The sequence below is a fragment of the Shimia sp. R9_1 genome, assembly GCF_017743775.1.
Lineage (GTDB): Bacteria > Pseudomonadota > Alphaproteobacteria > Rhodobacterales > Rhodobacteraceae > Shimia.
Window position 1 is genome coordinate 168,221 of record NZ_JAGHRN010000006.1, and the last position, 14,150, is coordinate 182,370.

Sequence of the window (14,150 nt, forward strand, 5' to 3'; positions counted from 1 at the left end):
TACGCCGCGCAACACCCCCAAAAGTTAACGCCAGCCGCTGAAAATTGCACCTCCGCAATACAGCCGCGATACCGACGCGATACCGACAGGAAATTTTGGCCCATGAGCAAAATCTTAACGACCCACGTCGGCAGCCTACCCCGCACGCAGGAGGTGGTGGATTTCATCTTCGCACGCGAGAACGAAACACCCTACGATCCCGCCGCTTTTGACGCCGCCATGACCGCTGCGGTGGACGCCACCGTGCGCAAACAGGTCGAGGCAGGTGTCGACATCGTAAGTGACGGGGAAACCAGCAAAATTTCCTACGCCACCTATGTCAAAGACCGCTACACCGGTTTTTCTGGCGACAGCGAGCGCAACGCCCCGGCGGATCTGAAAATGTTCCCCAGTTTTCTGAAGCGTCTCGCGGATGGCGGCGGCACTCCACAATACGCCCGTCCCAAATGCACTGGCGAAGTCCGCAGCAAAGGACAGGACGAATTACTCAAAGATATCAACAACCTGAAATCCGCCATGGCCACCCATGGCGCCGAACAGGGCTTCATGAATGCCGCCTCTCCGGGGGTGGTTTCGCTGTTTTTGCAGAATGATTTTTACAAGAATCGCGAGGCCTATCTCGCCGCTTTGGCCGATGCGATGAAAGAAGAATACGACACCATCATCGCCCACGGGCTCGATCTCCAACTGGATTGCCCCGACCTCGCCCTGTCCCGTCATATGTTGTTTACCGACCTCAGCGACGATGAGTTTGTTCAGATCGCAAACCTGCATGTGGAGGCGCTGAACCACGCCCTGCGCGACGTCCCGCAAGAGCGCGTCCGCGTCCACATCTGCTGGGGCAATTACGAAGGGCCACACTGCTGTGACATTGGCATGGACAAGGTCTTCACCACGCTCATGGACACCAAAGCGCGCTATGTGCTCTTTGAGACCTCCAACCCCCGCCACGCGCATGAATGGACCGTGTTCCGCGACCGCAAATCCGAGATCCCGGAGGACAAGGTTCTGGTGCCGGGCGTGGTCGACACAACCACCAATTTTGTGGAGCATCCGGAACTGGTTTCCCAAAGGCTTCAACGCTTTAGTGACATCGTAGGGGCCGAACGTGTGGTCGCTGGAAGCGACTGTGGCTTTGGCACGTTTGCCGGTTTCGGCGCGGTCGATCCTGACATCGCTTACGCCAAACTTTCTGCGCTCAGCGAGGGTGCAAAACTGGCCTCAGATCTGGCATGACCCCGCTCGTTTTCCTCCCCGGCATGATGTGTGACGCACGGCTTTTTGCGCCGCAGATCGCCGCCTTTTCCGCTCAGCGCACGGTCTCTGTCGCGCCCATCGGGCACCACCAGACCATGGCCGCCTTGGCCGAAGAGGTGCTGGCCCACGCCCCACCCCGCTTCGCGCTGGCAGGCCTCAGCATGGGCGGCATCGTCGCCATGGAGATCGCCCGTCAGGCCCCCGAGCGTGTCGCGGGCCTCGCCTTGATGGACACCAACCCACTCGCCGAAGCGGACGCGGTGAAAGCCAAACGCGGCCCGCAGATCGAGGCGGTAAAGCGCGGCGAGCTGCGCCGTGTGATGCGCGAGGAAATGAAGCCCAACTACCTCACCGATGGCCCCAATCAGGGGGCCATTCTCGATCTCTGCATGGACATGGCCACCGCCCTCGGGGATCAGGTTTTTATCAACCAATCCATCGCGTTACGCGACCGGCCAGATCAGTCTCAGACGCTAAGATCTTTCACCGGCCCCGCGCTGGCGCTCTGCGGCGAGGATGACAGCCTCTGCCCCGTTGCCCGCCACGAACTCATGCATGACCTGCTGCCCAACAGCACGCTCAAAGTGCTGCCAAACGCAGGTCACCTGCCGACCCTCGAACAACCCGACGCCACCACCGCGGCGCTCAAAACCTGGTTGGAGACCCTATGACCCCCTCCCTGCTCAAGCTCCTGCAATCTGTCGACACCCCCACCGTCTGCAACGCCATCGAAGTCGCCCAAGGCAAACGTGGCTTTGCCCAATTCACCCGCGGCACCATGCTCTGCTCCGCCCCTGAGGAAGGCGCCATGGTCGGCTATGCCCGCACCGCCAAAATTGCCGCACAGGAACCCCCTCAAGAAGCCCCCGAGGTGATCCGCGCGCGCCGCATGGCGTACTACAAACACATGTCCGAAGGCCCGTCTCCGCGGGTGACTGTGGTCGAAGATCTGGATTACCCTGATGCGGTTGGGGCGTTCTGGGGAGAGATAAACACCACGGTTCACAAAGGCTTAGGCGTGTCGGGTGCGCTCACCAACGGGGTGATGCGTGACCTTGGCGACCTGCCGGAGGGCTTCCCCGTGGTCGCAGGCTCCATCGGCCCCAGCCACGCTTTTGTGCATGTGCGCGAGGTTGGCACAACCGTGGAAATCTTTGGCATGACGGTGAACGACGGCGACATCATCCACGCAGACCGCCACGGCGCGCTGGCCATACCCGAAGAGGTATTGCCGATGCTGGAAGACGCCATTCTGAAGCTTCTGGACACAGAAAAGCTGGTGCTGGAACCAGCCCGCGCCGACGACTTTGATTTTGAAAAGTTTGAAGCCGCGTGGCAGGCTTTTGAAGCCGCGCGCACCTAAACGCTGAGGGCCCCTAAGCCAACCCCGGGACCGCCCGCAGCCGGTCCCGCGCCATATCAATGAAAGCCCGGATTTTTGCCGGAGCCCGCCGCCCTTCCGCATGCACCAGATGGATCGGCAGCGGCGCGGGCTCATGCTCTTCCAGCACGGCCTGCAGCGCTCCGGACTGCAGATCAGCGGCCACCTGATAGGACAGCACCCGGCACAGCCCCCACCCGCTTTGCGCCACGGAAATTGCTGCGGCGACACTGCTTAACGTCAAGCGGGGCTTGATTTTTACGCCGTCCTGCAGGTCGCGGCCAAAGCGCCATTCGGTGGTGGGGCTGACCGGCGCTGCGGTGAGGATCTGGTGCTGTGGCAGATCTGCGGGCGTCTGCGGCATCCCGTGACGCGCCAGATACTCCGGCGCAGCCACCACCATGCGCCGCACCTGCCCCACGCGCACCGCCGTCAGGCCGGAGGAGGGCAAATCTCCGATCCGCACCGCAAGGTCAAAGCCCTCCTCCACCATATTCACCACCCGATCCACCATCAGCACATCAGCGCTGACCGCCGGGAAGAGGTCCAAAAAATCCGTCAGGATCGGTGCAACATAAATCCGGCCAAACTCCGTTGGGCAGGTGATCCGCAACTGCCCGACCGGATTGGTCGCCGCCCCGGTGGCCGCGTCATCCGCCGCCTGCATCTGCGCCAGAATGTGGCGCGCATCCTCCAGATAAGTGTGCCCCACCTCGGTCAATCGCACCCGCCGCGTGCTCCGTGTGAACAACGGCGTCCCAAGGCGTGCTTCCAGCGTGTTCACCCCCCGCGTTGCCGAAGGTGCGCTCAACCCCAGCCGCCGCGCCCCGCCGGCAAAGCTCTCTTCTTCTGCCACAGCCACAAAGACTTCGAGGGTTTGCAAACGATCCAAGGCACAGCTCCAATATGGTCATTTTTTAAAATAATGACTTTCATATTTCGTATATTCATTCGATTTTCGGATCAATCTATCTCTTGGCCAAGCGATAAAACGCAGATTTCCAACCAAAGGATTTGGCCATGTCTCAAGAACCGCCCCGCGCGCCCCTGCCACCGTTTACGCGGGAAACAGCCATTGAAAAGGTGCGCCTCGCCGAAGACGGCTGGAACGGCCGCAACCCTGCCAAAGTGGCGCTCGCCTACACGCCAGACAGCAAGTGGCGCAACCGCGCCGAGTTCCCGCAAGGTCGGGCCGAGATCGAAGCCTTCCTGACCCGCAAATGGGACAAGGAGCTCGACTACCGCCTGATCAAGGAGCTCTGGGCCTACACCGACAACCGCATCGCGGTGCGCTACGCCTATGAATATCACGATGACAGCGGCAACTGGTTCCGCGCCTACGGCAATGAGAACTGGGAATTTGACGACAATGGCTACATGGCCAACCGCCATGCCTCCATCAACGAAAAACCGATCACCGAAGAAGAGCGGCTCTTCCGCTGGCCTCTGGGCCGGCGCCCCGACGACCACCCCGGCCTGAGCGACCTTGGCCTCTAATCACAACAGGATCACGATATGAAACCGATCAAACTCTACCGCACCCCAAAATCCGGCCACTGCCACCGGGTCGAGCTGATGCTCGCCCTGCTGGGCCTGCCGTATGAAACCATCGATCTGGATATGGCCGCTGGCGCACATAAGGCGCCGGATTTCCTGAAAATAAGCCCCTTTGGTCTGGTTCCGGCCATTGAGGACGATGGCTACACTCTCGCGGATTCCAACGCCATCCTTGTCTATCTGGTGAAAACCTATGCGCCAGACAGCGACTGGCTGCCTGCCGATCCAAAAGTGGCCGCCGAGGTGCAGCGATGGCTGACCATCGCCGCAGACAACGTCTATTCCGGCCCCTGTGCCGCGCGTCTGGTCACCTTGTTTGGTGCGCCGCTCAATCACGAGGCCGCCATCGCCAAGGCCCATGCGCTCTTTAAGGTCATGGAAGCACACCTCGCAGACCGCAACTGGCTGGCCGCAGATGTCATCACCGCCGCCGACGTGGCCTGCTTCAGCTACATCGCCCATGCACCAGAAGGCGGCGTCGACCTCGCCCCCTACCCCAACCTGCGCGCCTGGATCGCGCGTGTTGAGGCCGAGCCGAACTTTGTCGGCATGGTGGCTTCTCCGGTCCCGGAACTGGCCTAATCCAGCAGGCTGGCGCGCCTCAGCGCCAGCCCCCTTTTCAGAAAGGTAGATCACATGGACACCGTTTCAGAACGCACCCCGTTTCACGCCGGAGAACGCGCCGCCCAGAAACGCGCAGGCGCCGGTGACGTGGCCCAATGGGCCAGCGGTTTCATCCGCGATTATCTACCGCAACAGCACCGGGATTTTCACACGTCTTTGCCGTTTCTGGTGGTGTCTGGCGCTGGCGCAGATGGCCACACATGGGTCACGCTGATTGACGGGCCGGACGGCTTCATCCGCTCGCCAAACCCGCGCGCGCTCACGCTGAACACAGAGATTAATGCACAGGATCCGCTGCGCGCCGTCGTGGATGCGGGCACCGACATCGGCGCTGTCGGCATCGAGCTGCACAGCCGCCGCCGCAACCGCTTTAGCGGACGCCTCAAGCGATCAGGTGCTGCCTATACGCTTGATATCAAACAGACCTTTGGCAATTGTCCACAATACATCCACGAGCGTAGTTTGCGCCGTGTGCCCGCCAATACCCCTGCGCCAGCCAAGCGCAAGGAGGCGCTCACACCGTCACAAACGGCGTGGATCACCGGTGCTGACACGCTGTTCATCGGCTCCGGCCATCAGCACGGTGCCGACGTGCCCTCGCGCGGCTTTGATGCTTCCCACCGGGGCGGATTGCCGGGGTTTGTGCGCGTGTCAGATGCCACACATCTGCACATCCCGGATTATGCGGGCAACAACTTTTTCAACACCATCGGCAACCTGCTCGCCGATCCGCGTGTGGGCTTGGTCTTTGTCGATTTTGACAGTGGAAGCCTGTTGCACGTCTCCGGACGCGCCAGCATCAATTGGCACCCTGATCCAAAACAAGACCCTGAGGCCCACCGCGTGATCGACGTCACAATCGACGCGGTGATCGAGCGCCCCAACGCACTTGGTCTGCGCTGGTCAAAGCCGGATGCGGACCTGCGCCAATTCACGGTGTCAAAGCGCATCAAGGAAAGCGAGGAGATCACGTCTTTCTATCTGTCCCCCGTAGATGGCGAGGGAGTCACGCCTTACGCCGCTGGTCAGCACCTGCCGATAGAAATCAACGTGCCGGGCCACACCGGCCCCGTGAAACGCAGCTATTCCCTCTCGGGTGATCCGAGCGACAAGTCGGCCTATCGCCTTACAATCAAACGAGAAAGCCACGGGCTGGCCTCCCGTCATCTGCATGATGCCTTGGGCGAAAGCGCAGTGTTGCGCGCGTCCCAGCCTGCGGGGGATTTCGTGATCCCTCAAGACAGCGCCCCGCTGGTGCTGGTCAGCGCCGGTGTCGGGCTCACCCCGATGGTCTCCATGCTGCACACCCTTGCGCAAGACAAAGCGGCTCGACCGGTGTGGTTTGTACATGGCGCAAAAGACAGCGCGCACCACGCGCTGCGCAGCGAAACGGATGCTTTGGTTGAAGCACACGACCACCTCCACCAGCGCCTCTTTTACAGCCGCCCCAGCGCAGCGGATCAGGCTGCAGGCCGTTTTGACCACCACGGCCGGATCACCGCGCAGGCACTTTTGCAACTGGAGGCCGGTGCCACGGCGCACTACCTGCTGTGCGGCCCCGCGCGCTTCATTGCAGAGCTGCGCAGCGGCCTTGAAGCGGCAGGCGTGCCCGCTGAGCAGATCCATTTTGAGAGCTTTGGCCCCTCGGCGCGATAGCTCACTTCCCATCACAGGCCTGTGTGCACCCTATCGTAAGGACTTTGAGCGACTTAGGGTGCCTCAGCCGAGTTAAATTCGGCATTAGGATCACATGTGATGGCGCTGAGAGATGAACCTGCGAGACCTTGAGTATGTCACGGCGGTTGCGAGGCTGAAAAACTTCAGCAGCGCTGCCGAGGCCTGCAACGTGACGCAGCCGGCCCTGTCCAACCAAATTCGCAAACTCGAAAAGGAACTGGGCGCGGACCTTTTCATCCGCATGAGCGGTGAAACCCGGCTCTCGGCCTTTGGCGAGCGGGTGGCCCGCATTGCCGACCGTATGCTGTCTGATGCCCAACGCATCAAGGACGCCGCAACCGAGTTCCGCGACCCAGAGGCCGTGCCCTTCAAAATTGGTCTCACCCCCACGCTTGCGCCCTATCTCACGCAGTATTTCTCCATTCTGTTCAATAACTTGTTCCCCCGTATGCGGGTCACGATGATCGAAGACCTGCCGCAGAACATGTTGCAAATGGTGGAAAACCACGAGCTTGACGTCGCCTTGGTGGCGCAGCTCAATCACAATCCAACACTGGATTTCACCTCGATCTGGACAGAGCCGCTGTATCTGGCCATGCGCCACGGCCATCCGCTTGCGACGCTATCTGCCATTCACCCCGAAGACGTGCCGGTCAGCGATTTCATCCGCCTGCCGCATTCCTTCGGCTATGAACTGGAAGATCGCCTGCCCACGCCCCGACCGGAATCCCGTGCCTCCAAGCGGTTTGATCTCACGGCCCTGCGGTTTGAAACCATCTGCCGCCACATCATGCATTCTGATGATTGCACCATTGTCTCAGCGCTGGCCGCGGAGCAGTTTCGCGAAGACAATTGGCCGCTTTCTTTTGTGCCTTTTGAGGCCCCAGGCAACCTGCGCAATCTCGGTGCGGCCTCGCGCCTGACCTGCCCGCGCAAACCCCTCCTGGCCAAGATCGGCGCCTACATCGCCGAGAACCCGCCAAAGGGTGTCACGCCGACATTTGCGGCGTGACACAGGTGTTTACTCGATGAATGTCCGAGCCAGTCGGTCACTCAGAGGTTTGGTGAGATAGCTCAGCGCGGTGCGCTCTCCGGTGTTCACAAACAGATCCGCAGGCATCCCCGGCACAATCTCAAGAGCGGCAACCTCACGCGGCTGCGCCTCATCAAGCTTCACCTTGGCCACATAGTAGAACTGCCCGGTGCGCTCGTCTTCCAGACTGTCAGCGGAGATGTCGACAATCATGCCATTGGCCTCCGGCACATCGCCCTGATCAAAGGCCGACAGGCGCACACGTGAGGATTGGCCAACATGCAGTTTTTCGATGTCCCCGGTCTCCACACGCGCCTCAACCACAAGCGGTTGATCCAGCGGCACAATATCGAGGATCGGCGCACCCGGACGCACCACGCCGCCTTTGGTGAACACCGTCATTTCCACGACCCGCCCGCTGACCGGCGCGGTGATCGCCACACGATTGAAGCGCTCACTGGCCCCAAGATACTGCACTTCAAGCGTTTCTAGCTGGGCTTCAATCTGCGCGATTTCAGTGGAGGCCGTCTCCTGACGCAGGCGCTCTGTGCCAATCTGGGACAGGCGCAACTCGCTAATTTCATTGCGCGCCCGCGCCTCATCAGTGCGCAGGGCCGCTTCAACACCATTGAGGCGCTCAATCTCGACACGGCGGGAATTCACACGGGTAACGGCCACCAGACCGCGATCCAGAAGGCTTTCGAGATTGACCAGCTCCTGCTGCGTGATCTCCACTTGACGGCGGTTTGACACCTGCTGCGCCTGCAACCCCTCCACCTGATCCTGAAGGCTCTCCAAGCGCTGCTCAATCAGTGCCGCTTCGGCATCACGTGAGCGCTGTTCCGCATCAAACAAGGCCTTTTGCCGCACAAATGACGCCTGCCAGACCTCGGGCTCAAGTGCCACCGGCAGCGCATTTGCCACACGCTCTTCAGCAAAAACAGGCGCGCTGTCGAGCTGCGTTTCCAGACGCGCACGCCGCGCAGAGAGATCGCCAATCTGGCTGCTCAGCACATCAAGATCCACCCCCAGATCGGTGTTGTCGAGCTCCACAAGCGTGTCACCCGCCTCCACCAGATCGCCGTCACTGACAAAGATATTGCGCACCACACCGCCTTCGAAATGCTCAACAGTCTTGCGGTTGCCTTCCACAACAAAGGAGGCCGGGGCCACCACCGCACCGTCAAGCTGCGAGGTGCTCGCCCAATAGGCCGCGCCACCAAGAAAGCCCGCCACGGTCAGGATGCCAAAGAAGACAAAGCCTCCGATCCCGATGCCCGCCGCCTTTGTTTGCACGCGGTTGTAGTCCTCAAGGCGCAGAACGCCGCCGTTGGATTGTTTTCTCAAAGCAGGGGTCATTGGTTCGCTCCTTTCTTGCTCGCTGGTGCCGCCTGGCCTTCCGCCAGCCGCAGGTTTGCCGCACGCGCCACAGAGGTCTGCTGGCGGGGGCGCAGAATGTCTTCTTTGTCGCCAAAGCCGGTTTGCGCGCCTTTGTTCAGCGTCAGCACTTTGTTGACAGCCTCAAGCGTGCTCGGGCGGTGGGTCATGACAAAGGTGATCGCGCCCCGCGCGCTTGCGCCGCGAATGGCATTGCGCAGCGCCAGCTCCCCCTGGGCATCCAGATCGGAATTGGGTTCATCCAGCACCAGCACAAAGGGATCATTGTAAAGCGCGCGCGCAAGTGCGATGCGCTGACGCTGACCGCCGGACAGATGATAGCCGTTGCCAATCTCGGTGGCGTAGCCATCCGGCAGGCTGCTGATCAGACCATGCACATCCGCCGCAATCGCCGCTTCCAACACTTTGCTGTCATCAATCGTGGTGGAAAACCGCGCGATATTGTCCCGGATGGTGCCGTCAAACAGCTGCACATCCTGTGGCAGATAGCCAATCAGCTGGCCAAGCTCTTCTGTGTCCCATTTCGCCATCGGCGTGCCATCCAGACGGATCGCCCCGCGTTGCGGCACCCAGATCCCGGCCAGCATTTTCGCCAAGGTGGATTTGCCCGATCCGCTGTGCCCGATCACCGCAACCACATCTCCGGCCGACAGGACAAAGTCGATCCCGCCAATGGTGGCATTCTGTGCCAGCGGCGGACCCGCCTGCGCGATGGTGGCGTTCAGCGAGATCTGCGGGCGTGGCATCGCCAGACGTTTGGCAGGCTCCGGGTAGGCTTCAGACAGGGCCCGCAGGGTTTTGTAGGAGCCGCGCGCCGCCAAAAACGTGCGCCACTGCCCGATCAGCTGGTCAATTGGTGCCAGCGCACGGGCCAGCACGATGGTGCCGGCAATCATCACACCTGCGGTGGCCTGTCCGGTGATCGCCAGCGCGGCCCCAAGGCCCAGCATGCCGGACTGCAATGCCATACGTGTGGTCTTGGAAATCACCGAAAAGCTCGCAATCCGGTCAGACACGCGCGCTTTGAGCTCATGGGCCTGATGTTGCAGAGCCGTCCAGCGACGAGCGAGATCACCAGTCATACCCATTGCCTGGACGAGCTCTGCATTTTGTTCACTTGTGGTGAACAAAGCGTCGGACCTTGCGCGGGCGCGGGCGGCATCCTGCATCACATCAGATGCGCGTGCGTTGTTCACAAGGGCCATAATGGTAAGGAAAATTGCACCGCCAAGACCAAGAGCGCCAAGGTAGGGATGCAGCAGAAAGAGCACACCAATGTGCAGAGGGATCCAGGGGGCATCAAAGAAAGCGGTCAGCGTGGGGCCGGAGATAAAATCTCTCAGGCCGGTCACATCGGCCGCCGGATTGTCGCCCGCACCTTTGCCCTGCACCCGCTTGCGCATGGCAGACTGAAGGATCGGAGCGCCCACTTTCAGCTCAAACCGCGCACCAAGGCGGCTCAGGATGCGCATGCGCACCAGATCAAGCATGCCGCTGACAATAAAGACGCCACCCAGAAGGATGCTGAGCGCAATCAGCGTGTCCATGTTCTGGCTGGTCAGCACCCGGTCATAGACCTGCAACATATAGAGAGGCGCGGCCAAAACGAGCAAATTCAGGATCATGCTGAAGAAGGCGACAGCCATGAAACCGCCGCGCAGGGAGCGCCATGCGGATTTAACGAAGGATTTTTTCTGAAACATTTTGGTGATCTCTTTTCAGGGTGAAGGGGATGGCAGCCTTGGCTGCCATCCCACTGTTGCGTGCGATCAGGCGATGAAGTCGTCGTCGGTCAGATCCGTGCTGAGGACCCCTTCAAGGCGCACAGAGGCATCTGAGGAGAAGGTCAGCAGGGTGTCGTCGCCGTCCTGAGACACAGTGAGCTGAGTGGCAAAGTCCGGGCCGAAGTCGGAGAAATCCAACCGGTCCACGCCAGTCTCAAAGTCACGGATGGTGTCGTTGCCGAAGTCGCCTTCAAAGAGGAAGGTGTCCGCACCGTCACCACCGATCAGGATGTCGTCGCCACCCTCACCGTTGATCAGGTCGTCGCCGTCTTCACCCGATAGGGTGTTGGCCAGATCGGACCCGTTGATGGTGTCTCCGTCGTTGGAGCCGATCACATTCTCAATCGAGCTGAGCGTGTCGGTTTCAGAGACTTCGTTGATGACATCCGCACCGGACACACCTGTCGGCGAGTCCGCATCGATCGTCGCACCTGCGTCCACCAGCGTGTCCTGCGCGATTGGGCCGTTTTGACCGGCAGGCGCATTGTGCAGGTGGATTGCCGAAACAACGCCTGGCACCGGTGTCTGCAGATCCGCTTCGTTCAGGCCGGTCACGGTCAGCTCGGAGGAGTAAACCACCTCACCGGTTTCCGGGTTCTGCACGATGGTCAGCGTCGCTGTACCGGTTGCTTCACTGTCAGATGTCGGACCAGGTTCCTGGGATGCATCCAGCTCGGCACGCAGGGTGATGACCCGTGCGTTGTGGCTGTCCATCACATCACCAACCACTTCAAACTGCCCGCGAATTTCGCCTGCCGGGAAATCGGAGGTGTGAATGTTGTAGTAGAGATTTCCAGCCAGCGCCTCAGACACAAAGCCAGCACCGTCGTTGATGTTTGGCGTCGGCTGCAGCGAAGCCCCCACGGTCACATTCTGTACCGAAACGGAGAAGCCTGTCTCACGGGTGGCTGTGCCAGTGCCGTTGGAGCCAAGATCCACTTTCACCGCCACATCTTGATCGGAGAAGTCAACGGTATCGCTGCCTGCACCACCTTCGATGAAGTCGTTGCCCAGACCGCCAACAATCACATTGTCGCCGTCACCAGCAATCAGAACGTCGTTGCCGGCACCGCCGTCAATCACGCCGTCGATCTGGCCAAGGTTGACCACGATGTCTTCGCCTGCACCCAGCAGCACGTTGCCATCAACCACACCGTCATCATCGTTCACAAAGGTCACAGAGCCCGCATCACGCGCATCAATCGCGTTTACAGAACCGGTGATCTGACCTTCGTTGACAATCGCGCCAAGGATGTTCAGGCCGCCGTCCACACGGATACCCGCCGCTGCGTCGCTGTCCTCAGAGCCCGCGATCACGCCAGAGTTCTGCACCAGACCGGCAAAGCTTGCGTCTTCCTGATTGCTGAACAGACGCAGACCGTCACCAACGGTGTTGCCTTCGGTGGCATCGCCACGACCTTGCAGGATGCCTTCGTTCACAACCGCTGCAGAAACCACATCACCCGCTTCGTCACCTGTCTGAAGCGAAACGGCAGAGCCATTGTTGCCCGCACCCGCGTCTACAAGACCGGTGTTGGTGAAGGTGTAGTTGTCTGCGGTGCCATCGGCATAGACGGTCCCGTTGCGCTGATCGCCGGTGCCGAGGATTGCGCCGGAGTTGGTCACTTCCAGACCTTCGCCATCGATGTTCAGTGCACGGCTGTCAGAGGACACCACGCCGGAGTTCACAAACGAACCGCCAGAGTGATCGCCGGTGCCAAAGTATACACCGTTCTGCACACCTGCGACGGTGCCGGAGTTGGTGAATGTGCCTTGGAAGTTCACACCGTTGACAAAGCGCACACCGGCAACTGTGCCATTTGCGCCTTCAGACAGGATCGAGCCGCTGTTGGTGATCGTGGCATCTGTGGTGCCTTGGTTGCCAGGATTGCCGACCCGCACACCGTCACCTGCCAGACCTGTTCCGGCACTGGCATTGCCACGGCCTTGGATGGTTCCGGCGTTGTTGAGGGTGAAGGTGTTTGCGCCATCTTCTGCGCCACCGATCTCAGCGCCAAAACCAGAGCCTTGGTTGCCTTCGCCCGCATCAATGGTGCCGTTCACGAGGTTGGAAACGGAGAAGTCATCGGCTGTGCCATCGGCATAGACCGTACCGTTGCGCTGATCGCCGGTGCCCTGAATGGTGCCTGCGTTCAGCAGGTCGACGCCGGTGCCGTCGATGTTCACCGCGCGGCTGTCAGATTGGATGGTGCCAAAGTTCAGCACATCCAGATCATGCTCGGCTTCACCGATATAAAGACCGTTGCGCACGCCTTCGATCACACCGGTGGAGGTGTTCAGAATGCGCCCCTCAGCCGCCAGACCATCCGCAACACGGATACCCGCGGCAGTGCCTTGGTTGCTTTCAGAGGAAATCAGGCCGCTGTTGGTGATGTCGGTGTCAGACACCGCGCCTTCGGCCCCATTGTTTAGACGGATACCGTCGCCTGCCCCACCTGTATCAGAGGCCGCCTGACCGCGCCCTTGGATGGTTGCGCCAAAGCCGTTGAAGACCGTGTTGGAAACCGTGTCACCGGCTTCATCGCCAACCTGGAAGGAGATACCGGCACCGCTGTTCTCTGCGCCTGCGTCAATGGTTGCGCCGGTGAAGTTGGAAATGCTGACGTCTTCGGCGGTGGCATTGGTGTAGATGGTGCCGTTGCGCTGATCGCCGGTACCAACGATGTCACCAAAGTTGCGCACGCTGATGCCCTGGCCTTCGATTTCGACCGCACGGCTGTCAGAGGAGATGACGCCGCCGCTGAAGTTGTCGAGCGAGCCGGAGCTGTTTGCGCCGGAGAATTCCACGCCGTTCAGCTCACCTGCGATGCTGCCGAAGTTGCGGATGTCCGCGCTGGAACCGTCGGTCACTTCGACGCCGGTTGCCACGTCACCATTGGCTTCAATGCTGCCGGTGCGGAAGTTGAAGACCTGCACGCCTTCGGCGTCGACAGATACGGCGGATGGCGCGTCATTGGTTTCGATTTCACCAAAGTTCAGCAACCGTGCGAGGTCGTTGTTCAGAACAAAGGCAGGGGTGTTGTCGACCACAGTGTTTTGGAAAAAGCCGTTGGTCAGAGTCTGTCCGTCACGGACGGTTTCTTGGGCCAGTGACGAAGACGTCATCAATCTGGCGCGCAAGCTGGCAAGAATCTCGGAAAGCATAAAAGAACTCCGCGTTGACTATGTTGAGTGCGGAGATCAAAGCCCTGACGTGGCCTCCCCGCTGACAACAGCAAGCGCCCAAGACAGTTAGACTTTGAAATTCTTCGTCCGAATGGTGGCCATAACCCAGAGAAATACTCACGCACCCCGTGAGAGTCCCGCAAAGGCGTCATCATATTTTTCAAGGGCTTAGGCGCTATGAGTGCAAATTGAGAAACTGTTCATTGGTGCCAATTCACAAAAAGGTCAGCCAAGGTGATCAGAAAACCGGTCT

11 protein-coding genes are annotated in these 14,150 nt (G+C 60.3%); 7 read left to right on the forward strand and 4 right to left on the reverse strand.

Annotated features, from left to right (window positions below; genetic code table 11):
- The first annotated feature begins 102 nt into the window (after positions 1-102).
- From J7399_RS18030 to J7399_RS18040, 3 genes are read left to right on the forward strand one after another with little or no spacing between them, the layout of a single operon-like run.
- Complete coding sequence (locus tag J7399_RS18030) at positions 103-1,236, forward strand: cobalamin-independent methionine synthase II family protein (protein WP_209088427.1); 1,134 nt, start codon at positions 103-105, stop codon at positions 1,234-1,236.
- Positions 1,233-1,928 carry an alpha/beta hydrolase gene (locus J7399_RS18035; protein ID WP_209088430.1) on the forward strand — a complete coding sequence of 232 codons (696 nt, stop codon included), beginning with the start codon at positions 1,233-1,235 and terminating at the stop codon, positions 1,926-1,928. Before J7399_RS18030 ends, J7399_RS18035 begins: the two co-directional genes overlap by 4 nt.
- Complete coding sequence (locus J7399_RS18040) at positions 1,925-2,620, forward strand: RraA family protein (protein ID WP_209088433.1); 696 nt, start codon at positions 1,925-1,927, stop codon at positions 2,618-2,620. The genes J7399_RS18035 and J7399_RS18040 overlap by 4 nt, the downstream gene beginning before the upstream one ends.
- A 13-nt stretch (positions 2,621-2,633) precedes the next feature.
- On the opposite strand, the gene J7399_RS18045 is transcribed toward J7399_RS18040, so the two are convergent.
- Entirely contained in the window at positions 2,634-3,530 is an 897-nt protein-coding gene (locus J7399_RS18045; RefSeq protein ID WP_209088436.1) for a LysR family transcriptional regulator, read from the reverse strand.
- A 128-nt stretch (positions 3,531-3,658) separates the two neighbouring features.
- Here J7399_RS18045 and J7399_RS18050 point away from each other — a divergent pair, with 128 nt between their 5' ends.
- From J7399_RS18050 to J7399_RS18065, 4 genes are all read left to right on the forward strand, one after another.
- Entirely contained in the window at positions 3,659-4,135 is a 477-nt protein-coding gene (locus tag J7399_RS18050; protein WP_209088438.1) for a nuclear transport factor 2 family protein, read from the forward strand.
- Between the two features lie 18 nt (positions 4,136-4,153).
- On the forward strand, positions 4,154-4,777 hold the full coding sequence (locus J7399_RS18055) for a glutathione S-transferase (RefSeq protein WP_209088441.1): 624 nt from the start codon (positions 4,154-4,156) through the stop codon (positions 4,775-4,777).
- A 54-nt stretch (positions 4,778-4,831) separates the two neighbouring features.
- Entirely contained in the window at positions 4,832-6,475 is a 1,644-nt protein-coding gene (locus tag J7399_RS18060; RefSeq protein ID WP_209088444.1) for a pyridoxamine 5'-phosphate oxidase family protein, read from the forward strand.
- 112 nt (positions 6,476-6,587) lie between these two features.
- The gene (locus J7399_RS18065; protein ID WP_209088447.1) at positions 6,588-7,508 is read left to right on the forward strand and encodes a LysR family transcriptional regulator; all 921 of its coding nucleotides are present in this window, start codon (positions 6,588-6,590) and stop codon (positions 7,506-7,508) included.
- A 9-nt stretch (positions 7,509-7,517) separates the two neighbouring features.
- Here the strand turns inward: J7399_RS18065 and J7399_RS18070 are convergent, their stop codons facing one another.
- The 3 genes from J7399_RS18070 to J7399_RS18080 all read right to left on the reverse strand — a co-directional run bounded on the left by J7399_RS18070 (position 7,518) and on the right by J7399_RS18080 (position 13,876).
- On the reverse strand, positions 7,518-8,888 hold the full coding sequence (locus J7399_RS18070; RefSeq protein ID WP_209088450.1) for an HlyD family type I secretion periplasmic adaptor subunit: 1,371 nt from the start codon (positions 8,886-8,888) through the stop codon (positions 7,518-7,520).
- Positions 8,885-10,630 carry a type I secretion system permease/ATPase gene (locus J7399_RS18075; protein ID WP_209079788.1) on the reverse strand — a complete coding sequence of 582 codons (1,746 nt, stop codon included), beginning with the start codon at positions 10,628-10,630 and terminating at the stop codon, positions 8,885-8,887. Before J7399_RS18075 ends, J7399_RS18070 begins: the two co-directional genes overlap by 4 nt.
- Before the next feature lie 66 nt (positions 10,631-10,696).
- Positions 10,697-13,876 carry a CHRD domain-containing protein gene (locus J7399_RS18080; RefSeq protein ID WP_209088453.1) on the reverse strand — a complete coding sequence of 1,060 codons (3,180 nt, stop codon included), beginning with the start codon at positions 13,874-13,876 and terminating at the stop codon, positions 10,697-10,699.
- Between the last annotated feature and the right edge of the window lie 274 nt (positions 13,877-14,150).